Consider the following 15514-nt stretch of genomic DNA (forward strand, 5'->3'; position numbering starts at 1 on the left):
TCGGGTACGGCCGTCGCCGATAGGCTGGCGGTGAGTCCGGACGGTCGCTACGAAGCCGTTACGCACGACGTGAACGCCGTGATCGACACCCTCTGCGGCGTCCGGCTGCGGGAGCGCAACGGCCTTTTCAGCAGGCAGGCCGAGGTGTGGACGGCGCATGAAGGTCAGCGATGTCCAGCGCGTGTGTCCTTCACGGGAGACAACACGATCAGCATCGTTGATGCGCGCGGCCGGGAAATCACGGCACACTTCGACCCCGACCGAATGCAGGTAGTCGCGGGTACCGATGCTGTCGGATCATAGTGGGGCCGAGTCGGTTTCGTTTGTTGTGACTCAATCCGTGACGCGCTGCATCCATTGCGGTACCCAGACCGCACCGTCGGGAACGTCGGCTCGCCTGGAGCCGAGGTAGTTGCGGAGGGTGGCGAGTGCGGGGTGCGGGTTGTCGGCACGCCAGATCATCGATATCGGGTAGAGCAGTGTCGGATTGCGCACGGGGATGCGCCGTAGGTCGTAGCGGTCCGGCCACAGGTACTGCGAACCGGCACCGATGAACATCGCCAGGTGGGTGGAGTTGGATATCTCTTCCAGCACAGACTCTTTCGCGAAGACTGGACCGAGGCTGTCGATGGTGAGTCCGAAGGTCGCGGCGAGTTCGGCGTAATAGTCGGCTACCTCGCCGTCGGCGGGGAGGCCGGGCATCCAGATCCGTTGTCCGGCAAGTTGCTTGGGTGTGATGGCGGGAGCGTCGGAGAGGGGGTGACGGGGGCCGACCAATAGCTGGTGCGGTTCGTCGATCGCTCGGACAGTACGGATTGTTGTGGGCAGAGGGCGGTGGGGCGGAACCGCGTGGAAGGTGGCGTCGATGGTTCCCGCGTCTACGGCGGTGATCGCGGCGTCGAGGTTGGTGTAGAGGAGGGTGAGGACGTCCAGCTCGATGGTGGGGTGCGCGCGGTGGAAGTCTTGAAGTAAGGCTGACGAAACGATGCGCCGGGCAACGACATCGACGCGCAGCGGCCGGCGACCCGGGCGTACGGAGGCGTCCGCGCGGTCGGCCACTGCGAGCAGTTCGCGCGCGTGGGGCAGGAATGTCTGTCCATCGATCGTCAGCTGGGCGCCGCGGGGCGTGCGGTCGAAAAGGCGCACGTTCAAGTGTTTCTCCAAGGCGGCGATGCGTTTGGAGACTGCTTGCTGGGTGATCGCCAGCTCGGCTGCGGCCTCTTGGAACTGGCCCGCCTCCGCGGCGGTGACGAAGGTGCGCACGGCGTCGAGGTCCACCTGGGAGAACCTACTCGTACAACCGGTGGTTGTGGCTCGCCGATCGTGCGGTTGTTTGATTGCGGCGCTGCGGCATTGCTTTGATCTCGGCGGTCGACAGTGGGTTGCCCGGAGGAGGTACGGAGCGTGGTCGCCAGACGAGCCTTGGGGCGGCAGTTCGGATGGTTGTGGGCGTCCTACGCGGTCAGCGCCTATGGGTCGGGGCTGGGATTCGGTGCGCTACCGCTGATTGCGGTGTTGGTGTTGCATGCGGACCCGCTGCAAGTGTCGGTGCTGTCGGCCGTAGGGCCCGCAGTGGGCGCATTGGTCGCGTTGCCGCTGGGGCCGTGGCTGGAGTTTCGCCGCAAGCGGCCGGTGATGATCTCGATGGACCTGGTGCGGTTCGCGGTCATGCTGTCGATCCCGGTTGCGTATGCCTTCGGCCGGTTGAGTTTCGCGCACTTGCTCGTCGTCTCGGCCGTGCTCGCCGCGGCCAAGATCGCTTTCGGTGCGGCAAGCGGGGCGTTCCTCAAAAGTCTTGTCCGCCAAGAGGATCTGCTGGTCGCCAACGCGCGGTTCGAGTCGACGACCTGGAGCGCCATCGCGATCGGGCCGCCCGTGGGCGGTGCGGCGATCGGGCTGTTCGGGCCGGTGGTCACCGTGGTGGCCGACGCGCTGAGCTACCTGCTCTCCGCGCTGGGTATCACGGCGATCCACGGCGGCGAACAACCTCCGCAACGCACCGGTGGGCACGGCGTGCGGGTCGGCGAGGTGCTCGACGGCTGGCGGCACCTGCTGACCCATCCCGGTCTCCGCGCGCTCTACCTGAATCAGCTGCTCGTCAGCGGGCTGATCATGGCCACCGAACCGATTCTGGCGGTGCTCATGCTCCGCGATCTCGGGTTTCCCCCTTGGCAGTACGGCTTGGCCTTCGCCAGTCCGTGCGTCGGCGGACTCATCGGCTCCCGGCTGGCCGGCCGTGCCGTGGCTCGTTACGGGCAGCACCGGATCCTGCGAGTTGTCGGCACATTTCGCGCGGTCTGGTTGATCGGACTGGTCTTCGTTCAGCCCGGTGTCGTCGGCCTCGTGACCGTGATCGTCGTCGAGCTCGCGATCATCGTCAGCATGAGCCTGTACAACCCGGTGCTGGCGACCTATCGACTCCAGAACACACCTGATGACCGCGTCGTTCGCACCCTTTCGGCGTGGTCGATCAGTAGTGGCGCCGCCATCGCCGTGCTCGCTGCACTGGGTGGGTTGCTCGCGAGCGTCACCAGTCCACGGGCTGCCCTCGCGAGCGCAGGACTGCTGATCCTCGTAAGCCCGCTGCTGCTCGTCCGCCGCAGTGATTCCCCGCTTGGACCCGATATTGAGGCGGCAACAGCTCGAATCAGGCCAGGAAGCGCTGGGGACGAACTGGAGGACAAGGCCACCAACAACTTTCGAGAACGTATCGGAGACCGCGGTTGAGCGATCTCACTTCTCGAGTTCAGCCACGCAGGGTGGCGATTGCCTTCTCGATGCGCCGTTGGCGCGTGTCAGCCTTCTTCGCGCTCTCGATGGCGTGCACGTGCTCGCGCTTGCGGCTGTAGGCAAGGTTGTCGTAGGCGGCACGGGCGATGGGATCGGCGTCCAGGGCTTCGGTGAAGTCTGGGGGTTCGACGACGACGCGTGGCTCGGTGTCGAGTTCGAGCTCGACTTCGACCTTGTCGCCGATCGCGACTCCCGCGGCCTTCCGGTTGGCGTGGCTGAGGCCGAGCAGGTAGCGGCCGCGCATGAGCGCGACGCGGCTCTTCCAGGAGTGCCCGTTGATCGTGATCGTCACCGGCGGCCGTGCGCCCTCGCCGAGCGCCGTTACCACCTCGGGTGGAACTTCCAGGCCTCGCATGGGCTCGGGTGGCTCGACGAGGGTCCAAAACTTCATGATCTTCTCTCCTGTTGTTCTGCCTGCTCGGGATCGTGGTTACTCGGCGTAAGGCTGGTCGGTGCCCTGGGCGCTGTAGCCGAGACTCCAGATGTAGCCATCGGGGTCGGCGAAGGTGCCGCCGTACCCGCCCCACGGCAGCGCGCCTGCGGGCTCGAGGATCGTGGCGCCTGCCTGCGCGGCCTCCGCCATGATCTCGTCGATCCTCGCCTCACTACGGACAACGTAGGTCAGCACCAGACCGCTGAAGCCGCTGCCTTCCGGGTCCGTGCCCACCTGGCCGGCCAGACCCTCGCGACTGTAGAAGCCGACCGGCGAGGCGCCGTCCGAGGCGAAGAATACCGAGATGCCGTAGTCGTTCTCGATCTTCCAGCCGAGCCCTTCGGTGTAGAACTGCTTGGCCCGGTCCATGTCTCGTACACCGAGAAGAATCGAGCTGACGTGCGCTTTCATGGGTTTACTCCTTGCATTATGGATGGATACGTTCGGGGCATTCGGGTCAGGGCCTGGCTGCCTATGGGTGGGGGTTAGCTCAGGCCGTCGCTTCCCACACGAACCCGTCCGGGTCGGTGAAGGAACCGATGCCGCTGTCCATGACGATGCGGTGCGAGCCGCTGCCTTCCAGGGCGACCCCTGCTTCCTTGGCGGCAGCCTTGCGTGGGTACAGCGCCAGGGTGACCGGGGAGCCCGAGCTCGCGAACTCGGCGTACTTGCCGCCGAAGCTCTTCGACACCGTCAAGCCGCGATCGGCGTAGAACTGCTTGCTGGCCTTCACATCCGACACACCCATCAGCAACACCAGGTCGTCGATCTCGCGGGTGAGCGGGCCGACATCCTTCTTGTTCGAGGTCGCGATCTTCCAGATCGTCCCCTCCGGCGCCTGTACCACCGCGCTGTAACCCCACAGGCTCTTCTTCGCGGGCTTCAGGACAGTGAACCCGGCGTCGACCGCGGTGCCGACGAGGCTGTCGACGGTCGAGGGCTGCGACACCACCAGCGACAAGATGAATCCACGGAACCCGGTCGTCGGCTCCTGCGCAGCCCGGAACCCGAGCCGGTCACCCAGTCCGAACGCCGCGTCGTAAATCGCGGCAGCGGCCTGAGGGTCGGCCACCTCGAGCTGAACGTTGATATCAGTGCTGATGTTTGCGGTGATTTCCATGCTCATAACGCTAAACACGGACCGTCTCGGTCACATCCGTGCCAACCACGGAACCCACCACTGAGCTGAGACCCCGTGGGACCACGGGCCGCTTCCCTGGCACCGAGCCACGTCGGCCCGCGGCGTGACCGGATATTTGGGTCAGCGATGTCGGTACAGCGCGGTGCCCACCGCACGGACTTGGGGCGGATACCAGGAATACAATGCATATAGGCGGGGGGTGTTCAAGCGCAGCTATCGCGTTGTCGTCGAAATCGATGACCGTGTGCTGACTCTGGAACCGAAATCCGTTGAGGCAAGCAGATTCCTCAACGGTGGGCCAGGAGAGATCGATAAGTCGTTCTGCAGGTTTTTCTCGAGGGGGAACGGGTCGCTCTGTGTGGATTGGAAGACGCCGGCCACGACCGAAGTGCTCGGACGCGCCACCGAACCACCACAGCCCACAGCCGAGGACGCGCTGATCGGGTTCGCACTCGCAGCGGCATTCGGTGTCGGTTCACTGTCGGCGGTACCGTTCATCCTCGAGTTCATTGGGGCATTCGGCTGAGCATATTGTCCGAGATGCGTTGCTGGACAGGCGATCAGGAGGCACTGAGGTAACTGGCCTCTCGGGCGATGCCGCCAACAATGCCCCCTGATCAACTGACCAGCCGCAGTCGCCGCGCGCTGTAGCGCAGTTGTCAGGTGTTGGTGAGCCAGAGATCGTTCTATCGTCGCTTTGTGGCGGCGTTGCGTACTTCGGGATCGGGGTCGGTTGCCAGTCGGGTCAGTAGTTGGCGGGCCTCGGTGCCGCGGTATCGGTGCAGTGCCCAGGCGAGGGCGGAGCGGACCTCGGGGTTGGGGTTGTCGACCAGATAGGCGACGTCGGCGACATCACCACGACTGCGGCGTCCCAAATCGTAGAGGGTGACGATCAGGTCTTCGTCGTCGGCCGCGTTGCGTAGTTTTTCTAGCAGTTGAGGTTTCGTGAGTTCCGGGTCGTTCATGGGGAATCTGCGGCGGAGGTCAGCGGCCTTGAATTCTCCGCGTCCCAGGCAGGCGGGGCAGGTGCAGGGTCGGCGACCGTGCCCGGCGGATTCGTCGAGCGTTCTTCTCCGGCGTCAAATGCACTAGCAGAGCCACAGCACGAATCGTAGTCGCGCGCACTGCCACTCAATGGCGCTGGCAACGGACTCCCCGGCGCGAGCGCTAACCGAACTGATCCGCAGCGGGCGCACAGACTTTCCAGCGATCACCTTCTTTACGGAAATGCAGCCGCCGGGGCTCGCTCGGGGGACGTGCGACCAGAGCCGAGGCGACCTCGCCGCGGATGGCAACGTCGGATATGTCGACGGGCCTGCGTTCCTGATCAACATCCGATTGGCCGCCTGCGTCGGGTTCCTCGCCTGCGGAGACGCGATCGGTGAAGGTCGCGGCTTCTTCTTCGCACAGCAACTCGGTGACCTGCGCAGTGCTGCCCGACTCCACCGCGCTGGCGAAATCCTTGATCACCGAGCGTATTCGAGCATCGTCGCTGCCCTCGGGTTGCGTCTGATAAATCACCAGCGCGACAGCGCATCCGATGCCGGCGAGCACGAAGGCCGCAATGAGCGCGATCATTCGCGCAGGGGTGAGCTGAAAGCGAGACGGCGGTGGATCGGTCACGGCTACCTGCTCCCCCCGGAGATGAAGGCGTTGACTTTCACGGTAGCCCATAGGCGTAATGCAATGCTACCGTTGATATTACGGAGGGGTCCATGTCGCGTCGGCTTGATGAACGCATCCGCCTCGGCACCATGATGATGGCGGCGCTACTGGTGTGCGCCTCGCTGATCGGTGCTCCGCCAGTCAACGTTCCGGCAGTCAACGCTCAACCCCCGCCGGTGCCGACGTCTCCGCTGGCTCCTCCGCCGCCACCGAAACGGTTGTGCGAAGCGCAGGAACTGGCCGTCCAGCGTGCCGATCAGGACATAGTGCGGCACAACGCGCAACGCCATTTGTTCGAATTGCCCCGCGAGCAAGCGGCATACGACGCGTACAACGTCGAAGCCAACGCGGTGAATCAACAGCTCGCCACCGCGAAGGCCAATCTGCGCAGATGCCTCGACGTGCTGCAACGGATCGTGGACCCGGGGCTGCTCGCCCAGGTGACTCCGCGTCAGATCGACAAGACGACCACCGCGAAAAACCAGGTGCCGCAGGGCTATACCCTGCCTTACCCGGCTGGCGGCAAGCAGGGGTATGCCGTGCCGAAACAATCACCGGCGCGCGAACTCTACGATGTCGTGCGAAAGATCAGCCCGCCGCGTAAGACCAAAGTGACCGGTCCACTCCAAGGGCAGCAGCGGCCTGCCGTCGGTGACCATGACCCAGCCTATCCTGGCGGTCGGGTAGGCAAGGACGCCAAGGGCGGTTCTGCGGTTTCGCTGGACCACGTGGTATCGCTGGCCGAACTGTTCCACATGCCGGGCTTTCTCGCCCTGTCGCCGGAAAACATGATCATGGTCGCCAACACTGCGGTCGGTCTGCAATGGCTGACGTTCACGGCCAACCGGGCCAAGCAATCACGCAGCGCAGGTGACATACTCGGGACCGACCCGAACTGGCAGGCCGCGCAGGTAGCCCTGGAGAACCAGGTCCGATCTCAACTGCTGCGCTTGATCCAGGATCTCCTCGAACTTCAGGGAGGCCCGTAGTGCCCCGGATCGACCAGGACGACATCGTTACCGCGCTCGAAGAGGACCGCCCGGTCGAATTCATCGACGCCACCACGATGGACAACGTCCTGGTGCCGGCACGCTGGCGTCCGATCGCGGAATCCGGTGATCCTGCCGAACGCACTGCGATCGCCCGCTCACTGTGGAACAGCGATTTCGTCGAGCTGGTGCCGAATTTCGCTGCGGCCCTGGACGAACAACTCGCCGATGTCCGCGTTTGCCTGCTGCGCGAGGAGTGTGTGCTCGTCTACGCCGCCGCCGGTGTGGACGAGCCGTGGGTGGTATGGATCGGCTGGGACCCTGCCGCCGCACGCGATGTCACGCCACCGCTGTGGGAGAGCGTCCCCGGCCCGGTCCGCACTTTTCTGCGTGAGGTGCACGCGGGCTACACCGCCGAGGACTGGGAATCCTATGGATTGCTGTCTCCTCGTCATATGCGCACCTTCGCCGCGGAAGCGGGCTTCCCCGACGGAATCCCGGGCTGGGACAAGGACGTTGCAGCAACCCGCATGCTTCGCCTCGGCAAGACCTACAGCGGTGTCACTTACTGGGTATCCCCGGACCTGCCTTCCGACAAAGTCGTTGTCACCTATGAAGGGGACTTCGACATCGAAGACTTGGCCCCTGAGTTGGACAATCTGCTGTCCTATCGCATCGCATGACCGCCCCTCGAAGCACCGGCTCACCGCGGATTTCGAGGCCGGAACAGCCAGCGTGACAACAGTTTCGAGCTGTCGCGCCCGGTGAACGCCCAGTTTGCCCTGTGTTACTGATTGCCATACCCCTTCCGCTTCGACGGTGTCATACTGTCCTGTTTCGGGTTTCACTATTGCGGGGGATTCATGGCCATCAACTACACCGAATACGGTCGCGGAGCAAGCATTCCATCCCCTACGACATCGTCGTTCCGCTCGATACGCGGGCTGGGGTTCGTCGTTGTCGCCGGCGCTGCAGTGGCCACGGGACTGCGCGCGGTCGAGCTGTTGCTCACCTGGGAGCTGGTCGAGCGGTTCGGGGATTGGGAGCGGGATACGGTCGATGCCTCGGCGTACCTCGCGAATCTCGAGGAGGCAACGCAATCCATCAGCGGCGTGGCGTGGACTTCGGTGCTCGTGCAACTACTGGCCAGCGTGTTGTTCGTCGTCTGGGTCTACCGCGCTCGGGCCAACGCTGAATTGCTCTGCTCCGCGCAGCATCGCCTTCCCAGGGTGTGGGCCATCGTAGGTTTTCTCCCACTGGTGAACTGGGTGGTTCCGCCCATCCTGGTCGACGACATCCAGCGCGCGAGCCATCCGGCCACACCGCGAAACGCTGTGCGCCTCTTTCCTTCCCCGATGACGTGGATTGTCGTTGCGTGGTGGTTGTCCTTTGTGCTCGGAGCCTGCGCGCTTTTCGTGGCTTACCTGCTCTCTATCGGCGTCCGGTACGGATTCGCACCTTCCTCGGGTCCCGCGCGTGCCGGGTTGCTGGTGCAGTCCGCGAGCCTGGTCCTATGGACCACCGCCGTTGTCCTCCTCGCCGTGCTGCTGGCCCGAGTCGGACGATGGCAAGCAGACCGAGCGGACGGCATCGGCGCAGAGCCGATGGAACAGCCGTCGGCGCCGAGTAGTCGACCCGCGGTCCAGGCCGCACCGAACGGCGGTCTTGGCATGGTCACGGCCGTGCTGAGCGGTACCGTCGTCATCGGGCCTGCGTTGATCGCCATCGCCGCGCCCAAATATCAGGCGGTGCGCGACGCTCCCGATGGCTCGGCAGCGCAGGAAGCGGCAGTGGATGCGTGGGCACCACTGACGCTCCTGGGGATCGCGGTCTGGGCTTTCACATTGTTCCTCGCCGGAGTGTCGTTCTTGGCTTGGCTGTGGCGGGCCAGGCTCACTGCAGAGCGGATGGCACCGGGCGGGCACCTGCTGAAACGTGGTTGGACAATCGGCGGCTGGTTTGTCCCCCTGGCCAATCTCATCCTGCCTGCCCTTGTCGTCGGAGACGTGCATCGAGCCAGCCGCACACCCGCGCACGCGGGCGGCGCCACAGCGAGCTACAGCCTGTTGGTGGCGGGCTGGTGGCTCAGCTGGCTCACGACCTGGATTTGGACCTGGCTCGCCTTGCTGCTCCTGCAGCCGGTCTTCTGGTGGGGCACAACCGCATTCTTCGCGCTGACCGCGGCCTTGCTCGTAATGATCATCCGGCAGGTCGACCGCGGGCAGCGGCCGGCATCCTTTCCCAACGGTGATGCAACGTTGGGCAACTAGTGTCGTGGATCACAGTGTGACCGTTGTGAACGCTAGGAGATTTGATGACTGTTTTTGCCCGTCCGGGGTCGCCGGATTCCCCGGTTTCGTTCCAAGCCAGGTATGACAATTGGATCGGTGGCCAGTGGGTGGCGCCGGTCAAGGGGCAGTATTTCGAGAACCCTACGCCGGTTACCGGTGAAACCTTTTGTGAGGTAGCGCGTTCCACCGCCGAGGACATCGAGCTTGCCCTCGATGCGGCACACGCCGCTGCGCCCGCCTGGGGGAAGACGTCGGTGGCGGAGCGGGCCGTGATCCTGAACAAGATCGCCGATCGCATCGAGGAGAACCTCGAGGCGATCGCGGTGGCCGAGACGTGGGACAACGGGAAGCCGATCCGTGAGGCGGTGGCCGCCGATATTCCGTTGGCGGTGGATCACTTCCGGTATTTCGCGGGCGCTATTCGGGCACAAGAGGGTTCGTTGTCGGAGATCGACGCGGACACCGTGGCCTATCACTTCCACGAGCCGCTGGGGGTGGTCGGGCAGATCATCCCGTGGAACTTCCCGATCCTGATGGCGACATGGAAGCTGGCGCCCGCGTTGGCGGCCGGGAACTGTGTCGTGCTCAAGCCCGCCGAGCAGACGCCTGCGTCGATTCTGTTCCTGTGGAACATCATCGGTGATCTGCTGCCGCCCGGTGTAGTCAATATCGTCAATGGTTTCGGTGTCGAGGCGGGCAAGCCGCTGGCGTCGAGCAACCGGATCGCCAAGATCGCGTTCACCGGTGAGACGACCACCGGCAGGCTGATCATGCAGTACGCCTCGCAGAACCTGATCCCGGTGACGCTGGAGCTCGGCGGCAAGAGCCCGAATATCTTCTTCTCCGATGTGATGTCGGCCGACGACGACTTCCTGGACAAGTCGCTGGAGGGGTTCACGATGTTCGCCCTGAACCAGGGTGAGGTGTGCACGTGTCCGTCGCGTTCGCTGATTCAGGCCGACATCTTCGACCGGTTCCTCGAACTGGCGGCGCTGCGGACGAAGGCGGTGCGGCAAGGTGATCCGCTCGACAGCGAGACGATGATCGGTGCGCAGGCTTCCAACGATCAGCTGGAAAAGGTGTTGTCCTACATCGAGATCGGTAAGGGTGAGGGCGCACAGTTGGTGACCGGCGGGGAGCGTGCGCTACTCGGCGGCGACCTCAACGGCGGCTACTACGTGCAGCCGACGATCTTCACGGGCCGCAACTCGATGCGGATCTTCCAGGAGGAGATCTTCGGTCCGGTGGTGTCGGTGACCTCGTTCACCGATTACGACGACGCGATCTCGATCGCCAACGACACCCTCTACGGTCTCGGCGCGGGTGTGTGGTCGAGGGCGGGCGACACCGCGTACCGGGCAGGCCGCGATATCAAGGCGGGCCGGGTGTGGACGAACACCTATCACCAGTATCCGGCGCACGCGGCGTTCGGTGGCTACAAGCAGTCCGGCATCGGCAGGGAGAACCATCGGATGATGCTGGATCACTACCAGCAGACGAAGAACCTGCTGGTCAGCTACGCGCCGAAAGCCATGGGATTCTTCTGATGTCGATGGACGTCGCGGGAGGGGGCGCCACGATGCGTGTCGCCCCGCCCCGTCTGGTCGCGACCGAGGCGGCGGCGGCGTTGCTGCGCCGCCTCCGTGCGAGCCACGGTGCGCTGATGATGCACCAGTCCGGCGGATGCTGTGATGGTTCGTCGCCGATGTGTTATCCGTTGGGGGAGTTCATCATCGGCGATCGCGACGTCTTGGTCGGCATCATCGATCTGCGTCTCGCGGTCGGCGAGGTGCCGACGACGCTGCCGTCCGCGGATGTCGACGCCGTGCCGGTCTGGATTTCCGGCCCGCAGTTCCAGGCGTGGAAACACACGCAGCTCGTGATCGATCTGGTGCCAGGCCGCGGTTCGGGATTCAGTCTGGAAGCACCTGAGGGTTGGCGATTCCTCAGCCGGGCAAGGGCTTTCAGCCCGGAGGAGAATGCCGCACTGGCGGCCGAACCGCCGCTGCTCGGCGCCGAGTACGCCGAGGGCGCCCGGCCGCCGGTGCCGGACGCGGCCCAGGTGGTTGCGGCGGCGGTGGACGCCTGCCCCGTTCCCGGGCCGCCGATCGGCTGATCAGAAGATGCCGCTGTAGGCGTTCAGCGCAGGCTGGCCGCCGAGGTGCGCGTAGAGGACGGTGGCATCGGTGGGGATGAGCCCGTTGCGAATCAGGTCGATGAGCCCGGCCATCGACTTGCCCTCGTAGACGGGGTCGAGAATCATGCCCTCGAGGCTGCCGCTGAGCCGGATGGCATCGACGGTGGAGTCGACGGGAATGCCGTAGAGATCACCGGCCCAGCCGTCGAGCACGGTGATCTCGTCGTCGCGCAGGTCGCGGCGCACGCCGATGAGTTCGGCTGTGCTGCGGGCGATCTTCTCGACCTGTGCGCGGGTTTCGGCGAGCGTGGCCGTGATGTCGATGCCGAGCACCCGGCGCGGCCGGTCCTGATCCGCGAAGCCGGCGATCATGCCCGCCTGCGTGCTTCCGGTGCCCGCCGCCACGATGATCGTGTCGAAGAAGACGCCGAGCTCGCGTTCCTGCCGTTGCACTTCGTAGGCCCAGTTGGCGAAGCCGAGGCCGCCGAGTGGATGGTCGGAGGCGCCGGCCGGGATCGGATACGGCGTCCCTCCGGAGTTTTTGACGTCGTCGAGCGCCTGATACCAGCTGTCCTTGAAGCCGATTCCGAATCCGGCTTCGACAAGGCGCACATCGGCGCCCATGATCCGCGACAGCAGGATGTTGCCGACCTTGTCGTTGACCGGATCCGGCCAGTCGACCCAACTCTCCTGCACCAGTACGGCTTTCAATCCGGTCCTGGCCGCGGCCGCGGCGACCTGTCTGGTGTGGTTGGACTGCACGCCGCCGATGCTGACCAACGTGTCCGCGCCCTTGCTGAGCGCGTCGTGCACCAGGTATTCCAGTTTGCGAGTCTTGTTGCCGCCGAAGGCGAGTCCGCTGTTGCAGTCTTCGCGCTTGGCCCAGATGCGGGCGCCGCCGAGATGCTCGCTGAGCCGTTCCAGCGGATGGATCGGGCTCGGGCCGAACAGGAGCGGGTAACGCTGGAAGGAGTCGAGAGACATAGTGCTTCCTAGGGTGGTGCCAACGGGATTGCGTTCAGGGAGTCAGGGTTTCGAGCAGCGGGAGCAGCGTCTGCCAGTTCACGCGCACCGCGGCCACCGCACCTTCGATGTCGCCCGCTGCGCAGCGCTCGATGATGCGGTCGTGCTGCGCCACCGAACCGCGGCCGCTGAGCGAGGCGAACCGCAGGCGTTCCACCCGGCGCAGGACCGGGGTGTACTGCTCGAGCACGGCGCGCAGCGCGTCATTGGCGGAGGCGGTGGCGGGGACATCGTGGAAGTCGTCGTCGGCGGCGAGTGCCGCGTCGACGTCGTTGCGGTGCAAGGCATCGGCGAATCGGGCATTGGCCGCGCGCATGGCCGTGAGCTCGCCGTCGCACAGGTTGGGCACTGCCTCGCGGATCGCGAGTTCGTGCATGGCGCCGGTCACCGCCTGGGCAGCTCGGATGGCGCGGACGTCGAGGGGGCTGACGATGGTGTAGCGGCCGGGTTTGGTCTGCACCAGGCCCGCCTGTTCGAGCCGCATCAGCGCCTCGCGCACCGGAGTGCGGCTGACGCCCAACCACTTCACCAGATCGCCGTCGTTGAGGCGCTCGCCGGGCGCGAGGGTGCCGTCGACGATGGCGTCGCGGATCGCCCGGTAGGCGTTGTCCCGCAGCAGTGACCTGGAGACGAGACCTTCATCGTGCGGAACCGGCATGCAATATATTGCATGCCACCGCCGGGTCGATGTCAAGAGGTAGGCGACGGATTGGCCTGGTATTAGGGGGAATTCGTCCTGATCGGAGGGGTGGGCGCGCATTCTCCGGGACATTCCCTGAGCGGGCATCATCCCGACGGGGGAGGGGAGATCCCCTCTAGAGGTGATGTTCTGGTTCGTCAGCGTCCCTACCATGGCGGTCGTGACTGTCGCCCGCGCCGTTCGCCGTCGCGTCCTGCTCGTCGCGGGGCTGTGGCTCCTGCTGCTGTCGGCCGGGGCGGCGCCTGCGTTCGCCGACTCCGCTGCGGCCGGTGGGGATCTTTCGGTCGCACAGTCGCTCGGCGACCGAGAACTGACCGTCGTGTTGCGCCGGGTGACGAGTGTGCCTGGACCGCTGCGGGTGGATGTCGTGACCCATACCGGCACGGCCGCAGGGCGTCTCACTGTCACGGCGACGCCGACCGGTGTGACGGACGGCAATTCGTCGCTGCCCGCGCCGGGCGTATCCACTGCACAGTCGTTCGTCGAACTCGGTGCCGCACCAGGGATGTACTCGGCCACCCTCGACATGGACCGGCCTGGCCCGTGGGAACTCGCGATCGGCGACGGCACCCGGGTGGCGCGCATTCCGTTCGTGGTGCCCGCGCAAGTCACCTCGCCGCCGGAACGCTTGGTCTACGTTGGCTTCCTGATCGCCGGTGTGCTGCTACCGGTTTCGGTCCTGGTCGCGATGCGCGCCCGGCGCACCGCGTTGGCATTGCTGCCCGCCGGCGGCATGGTCGCCGGTGTCGCGGTATCGGTGACCGCCGCGCTGCTCTCGGTGTCGTTGCCGCTACCGCCGCAGCCCGGCGGTCAGCTCGACCCCACCGTGGACAACGTCAGCGATCCGTATGCGCTGAATCAGCCGATGGTTTCGGACTTCTCCCGCCCGCCCGTGCTGCTCACCGTCGAGGGCGGACCGCTGCCCGCCGGGCGGCCCGGCGATCTGGACCTGGTGCTGATCGACGCCGCCACCGGCCTGCCCGCCGATGATCTCGTCGTGCACGACAGCGCGCTCATGCACCTGCTGGTGGTCGGCCCGTCCGGCGGGCTGTCACATCTGCATCCGATCCGGACCGGACCTGGTCGCTATCAGGTTCATCTCGCGGCACCTGAGGCCGGGCGTTCCGCGCTGTCGGCCGAAGTGGCCCGGCGCGGTGGCGGTGTCCAGATGGTGCGCGCGGCAACCGGTTTCTTGGCGACACCCAATGATGGTGCGCCCGCGAGTAATTCGCCCGGCAATGCGGGTCCCCCGTTGCATCTCGGCGGCAGCGACACTGCGGCGTCGACCACGGTGAACGGCACCGCGATCACGGTCCGCACTTCCAGCGCGGTCGCTGGGACCCCGACTACTCTCATCGCCGAGATCGGTGACAGCGCCGACCTGCAGCCGTGGCTCGGCATGGTCGGGCACCTGATCATGGCGGGGCCGCTAGCGGAGAATGCGACGGATATCGCTGCGGGCGTGCAGGACTCGGCGATCTGGGGGCATGCCCATTCGATGGGGCCGACAGCGATGGGCAGCATGCCGGGCATGAGCGGGCACGATATGGGCAGCATGCCGGGGATGAGCGAGCACAGCATGCCAGGGATGAGCGGGCACGGCATGCCAGGGATGAGCGGGCACGGCACGTCGGGGACGAACGAGCACGGCATGCCCAGCGCACTCGCCCCGGCACGCGGCGTCATGCTCATGCCGCCGGTCAACGGCGAGAGCGCCCCCGACGAAACCGTGGCCGCCTACGGCCCCGATGTCCCGTTCACCTACACCTTCCCGATCGCAGGCCGCTATCGACTCTGGATCCAGGCCGAGAGGCAGTACACCGTGCTCACCGTCCCCGTCGTGCTGGATGTCGCGCCTGCGCCGGGAGCGCGCCGATGAGTACCTTCACCGGGAAACGCCTGCGTTACCTGCTCATCGCGGTCGCCGTCGTGCTCGTGCTCGTGGTGGCGGGGTGGTCGGTGTGGCCGAGTAAATCCGGTCCGGTCGTCCTGAAAACCGGTACGCCGCAACACCTTGTCACCGTCGCGATCGACAGCCTGCGCATCGGCGACACCGCGGTCGACGTCAGGGTCACCGATCGCGCCGGTGCCCCGATCGATCATGCGGCAGTGCGAGTTCAAGCCGTTCAGCAGGTGATGGGTCATGCCGGAGAACCCATTCCGATGACCGCCGCGGGAGACGGCCACTTCCGTGCTCCCACACTGTCGCTGATGATGGCCGGACCGTGGGAGTTGCGGCTGTCCATCGACGCACACCATGGCATCGATGACGTGACAGTGCCGCTCTGGGTCGGCGGCTGACCACATCCGAGCGCACGAGGACAACAGAAAGAACGTCGAAGCAC

At 65.6% G+C, this 15514-nt stretch carries 18 protein-coding genes; 10 read left to right on the top strand and 8 right to left on the bottom strand.

Annotated features, from left to right (window positions below):
* Positions 1–30 precede the first annotated feature (30 nt).
* Positions 31–303: a hypothetical protein gene (locus ACGFNJ_RS39440; RefSeq protein WP_393460838.1), complete on the top strand. Its 273-nt coding sequence runs from the start codon at positions 31–33 to the stop codon at positions 301–303.
* Positions 304–333: 30 nt separating this feature from the next.
* Here ACGFNJ_RS39440 and ACGFNJ_RS39445 read toward each other — a convergent pair whose 3' ends face one another.
* Positions 334–1278, bottom strand: a complete 945-nt coding sequence (locus ACGFNJ_RS39445) for a LysR family transcriptional regulator (RefSeq protein WP_393460841.1) — start codon at positions 1276–1278, stop codon at positions 334–336.
* 126 nt (positions 1279–1404) lie between these two features.
* On the opposite strand from ACGFNJ_RS39445, the gene ACGFNJ_RS39450 reads away from it, so the two are divergent.
* Complete coding sequence (locus ACGFNJ_RS39450; RefSeq protein ID WP_393460844.1) at positions 1405–2727, top strand: MFS transporter; 1323 nt, start codon at positions 1405–1407, stop codon at positions 2725–2727.
* A gap of 19 nt (positions 2728–2746) precedes the next feature.
* On the opposite strand, the gene ACGFNJ_RS39455 is transcribed toward ACGFNJ_RS39450, so the two are convergent.
* The 3 genes from ACGFNJ_RS39455 to ACGFNJ_RS39465 all read right to left on the bottom strand — a co-directional run bounded on the left by ACGFNJ_RS39455 (position 2747) and on the right by ACGFNJ_RS39465 (position 4343).
* Complete coding sequence (locus ACGFNJ_RS39455; RefSeq protein WP_393460847.1) at positions 2747–3181, bottom strand: YdeI/OmpD-associated family protein; 435 nt, start codon at positions 3179–3181, stop codon at positions 2747–2749.
* A gap of 39 nt (positions 3182–3220) precedes the next feature.
* A complete protein-coding gene (locus tag ACGFNJ_RS39460; protein WP_393460850.1) occupies positions 3221–3634 on the bottom strand; it encodes a VOC family protein in 414 nt (137 codons plus the stop codon).
* Positions 3635–3713: 79 nt separating this feature from the next.
* Entirely contained in the window at positions 3714–4343 is a 630-nt protein-coding gene (locus tag ACGFNJ_RS39465) for a glyoxalase (protein WP_393460853.1), read from the bottom strand.
* Positions 4344–4506: 163 nt separating this feature from the next.
* Here ACGFNJ_RS39465 and ACGFNJ_RS39470 point away from each other — a divergent pair, with 163 nt between their 5' ends.
* Positions 4507–4890 carry a hypothetical protein gene (locus ACGFNJ_RS39470; protein ID WP_393460856.1) on the top strand — a complete coding sequence of 128 codons (384 nt, stop codon included), beginning with the start codon at positions 4507–4509 and terminating at the stop codon, positions 4888–4890.
* A 160-nt stretch (positions 4891–5050) separates the two neighbouring features.
* Here the strand turns inward: ACGFNJ_RS39470 and ACGFNJ_RS39475 are convergent, their stop codons facing one another.
* Positions 5051–5329, bottom strand: a complete 279-nt coding sequence (locus tag ACGFNJ_RS39475; RefSeq protein WP_393460859.1) for a HEAT repeat domain-containing protein — start codon at positions 5327–5329, stop codon at positions 5051–5053.
* 202 nt (positions 5330–5531) lie between these two features.
* Positions 5532–6038: a hypothetical protein gene (locus tag ACGFNJ_RS39480; protein WP_393460861.1), complete on the bottom strand. Its 507-nt coding sequence runs from the start codon at positions 6036–6038 to the stop codon at positions 5532–5534.
* A gap of 41 nt (positions 6039–6079) precedes the next feature.
* Here ACGFNJ_RS39480 and ACGFNJ_RS39485 point away from each other — a divergent pair, with 41 nt between their 5' ends.
* The 5 genes from ACGFNJ_RS39485 to ACGFNJ_RS39505 all read left to right on the top strand — a co-directional run bounded on the left by ACGFNJ_RS39485 (position 6080) and on the right by ACGFNJ_RS39505 (position 11425).
* The gene (locus ACGFNJ_RS39485; RefSeq protein ID WP_393460864.1) at positions 6080–7018 is read left to right on the top strand and encodes a hypothetical protein; all 939 of its coding nucleotides are present in this window, start codon (positions 6080–6082) and stop codon (positions 7016–7018) included.
* The gene (locus ACGFNJ_RS39490) at positions 7018–7701 is read left to right on the top strand and encodes a hypothetical protein (protein WP_393460867.1); all 684 of its coding nucleotides are present in this window, start codon (positions 7018–7020) and stop codon (positions 7699–7701) included. The genes ACGFNJ_RS39485 and ACGFNJ_RS39490 overlap by 1 nt, the downstream gene beginning before the upstream one ends.
* A gap of 180 nt (positions 7702–7881) precedes the next feature.
* Complete coding sequence (locus ACGFNJ_RS39495; protein WP_393460870.1) at positions 7882–9288, top strand: DUF4328 domain-containing protein; 1407 nt, start codon at positions 7882–7884, stop codon at positions 9286–9288.
* 44 nt (positions 9289–9332) lie between these two features.
* The gene (gene adh, locus ACGFNJ_RS39500) at positions 9333–10856 is read left to right on the top strand and encodes an aldehyde dehydrogenase (protein WP_393460873.1); all 1524 of its coding nucleotides are present in this window, start codon (positions 9333–9335) and stop codon (positions 10854–10856) included.
* Between the two features lie 32 nt (positions 10857–10888).
* Entirely contained in the window at positions 10889–11425 is a 537-nt protein-coding gene (locus tag ACGFNJ_RS39505) for a DUF779 domain-containing protein (RefSeq protein WP_393461114.1), read from the top strand.
* Here ACGFNJ_RS39505 and ACGFNJ_RS39510 read toward each other — a convergent pair whose 3' ends face one another.
* Both ACGFNJ_RS39510 and ACGFNJ_RS39515 read right to left on the bottom strand, forming a co-directional pair.
* Complete coding sequence (locus ACGFNJ_RS39510; RefSeq protein ID WP_393460876.1) at positions 11426–12430, bottom strand: 1-aminocyclopropane-1-carboxylate deaminase; 1005 nt, start codon at positions 12428–12430, stop codon at positions 11426–11428.
* A gap of 34 nt (positions 12431–12464) precedes the next feature.
* Positions 12465–13127: a GntR family transcriptional regulator gene (locus ACGFNJ_RS39515; RefSeq protein ID WP_393460879.1), complete on the bottom strand. Its 663-nt coding sequence runs from the start codon at positions 13125–13127 to the stop codon at positions 12465–12467.
* A gap of 193 nt (positions 13128–13320) precedes the next feature.
* Here ACGFNJ_RS39515 and ACGFNJ_RS39520 point away from each other — a divergent pair, with 193 nt between their 5' ends.
* Both ACGFNJ_RS39520 and ACGFNJ_RS39525 read left to right on the top strand, forming a co-directional pair.
* Entirely contained in the window at positions 13321–15048 is a 1728-nt protein-coding gene (locus ACGFNJ_RS39520; RefSeq protein ID WP_393460882.1) for a hypothetical protein, read from the top strand.
* Positions 15045–15470, top strand: coding sequence for a FixH family protein (locus ACGFNJ_RS39525; protein ID WP_393460885.1), 426 nt, complete (start codon positions 15045–15047; stop codon positions 15468–15470). Before ACGFNJ_RS39520 ends, ACGFNJ_RS39525 begins: the two co-directional genes overlap by 4 nt.
* The last annotated feature ends 44 nt before the right edge of the window (positions 15471–15514 follow it).

It is taken from the genome of Nocardia sp. NPDC049149 (genome assembly GCF_043197455.1).
In the GTDB taxonomy this organism is placed as follows: domain Bacteria; phylum Actinomycetota; class Actinomycetes; order Mycobacteriales; family Mycobacteriaceae; genus Nocardia.

What these genes read in the sequence shown, in the direction of transcription:
- ACGFNJ_RS39455 (WP_393460847.1), bottom strand. Translation starts at nt 3,181, where the DNA reads ATGAAGTTTTGGACCCTCGTCGAGCCACCCGAGCCCATGCGAGGCCTG.
- ACGFNJ_RS39460 (WP_393460850.1), bottom strand. Translation starts at nt 3,634, where the DNA reads ATGAAAGCGCACGTCAGCTCGATTCTTCTCGGTGTACGAGACATGGAC.
- ACGFNJ_RS39465 (WP_393460853.1), bottom strand. Translation starts at nt 4,343, where the DNA reads ATGGAAATCACCGCAAACATCAGCACTGATATCAACGTTCAGCTCGAG.
- ACGFNJ_RS39475 (WP_393460859.1), bottom strand. Translation starts at nt 5,329, where the DNA reads ATGAACGACCCGGAACTCACGAAACCTCAACTGCTAGAAAAACTACGC.
- ACGFNJ_RS39480 (WP_393460861.1), bottom strand. Translation starts at nt 6,038, where the DNA reads ATGGGCTACCGTGAAAGTCAACGCCTTCATCTCCGGGGGGAGCAGGTA.
- ACGFNJ_RS39485 (WP_393460864.1), top strand. Translation starts at nt 6,080, where the DNA reads ATGTCGCGTCGGCTTGATGAACGCATCCGCCTCGGCACCATGATGATG.
- ACGFNJ_RS39495 (WP_393460870.1), top strand. Translation starts at nt 7,882, where the DNA reads ATGGCCATCAACTACACCGAATACGGTCGCGGAGCAAGCATTCCATCC.
- adh (WP_393460873.1), top strand. Translation starts at nt 9,333, where the DNA reads ATGACTGTTTTTGCCCGTCCGGGGTCGCCGGATTCCCCGGTTTCGTTC.
- ACGFNJ_RS39505 (WP_393461114.1), top strand. Translation starts at nt 10,889, where the DNA reads ATGCGTGTCGCCCCGCCCCGTCTGGTCGCGACCGAGGCGGCGGCGGCG.
- ACGFNJ_RS39510 (WP_393460876.1), bottom strand. Translation starts at nt 12,430, where the DNA reads ATGTCTCTCGACTCCTTCCAGCGTTACCCGCTCCTGTTCGGCCCGAGC.
- ACGFNJ_RS39515 (WP_393460879.1), bottom strand. Translation starts at nt 13,127, where the DNA reads ATGCCGGTTCCGCACGATGAAGGTCTCGTCTCCAGGTCACTGCTGCGG.
- ACGFNJ_RS39520 (WP_393460882.1), top strand. Translation starts at nt 13,321, where the DNA reads ATGGCGGTCGTGACTGTCGCCCGCGCCGTTCGCCGTCGCGTCCTGCTC.
- ACGFNJ_RS39525 (WP_393460885.1), top strand. Translation starts at nt 15,045, where the DNA reads ATGAGTACCTTCACCGGGAAACGCCTGCGTTACCTGCTCATCGCGGTC.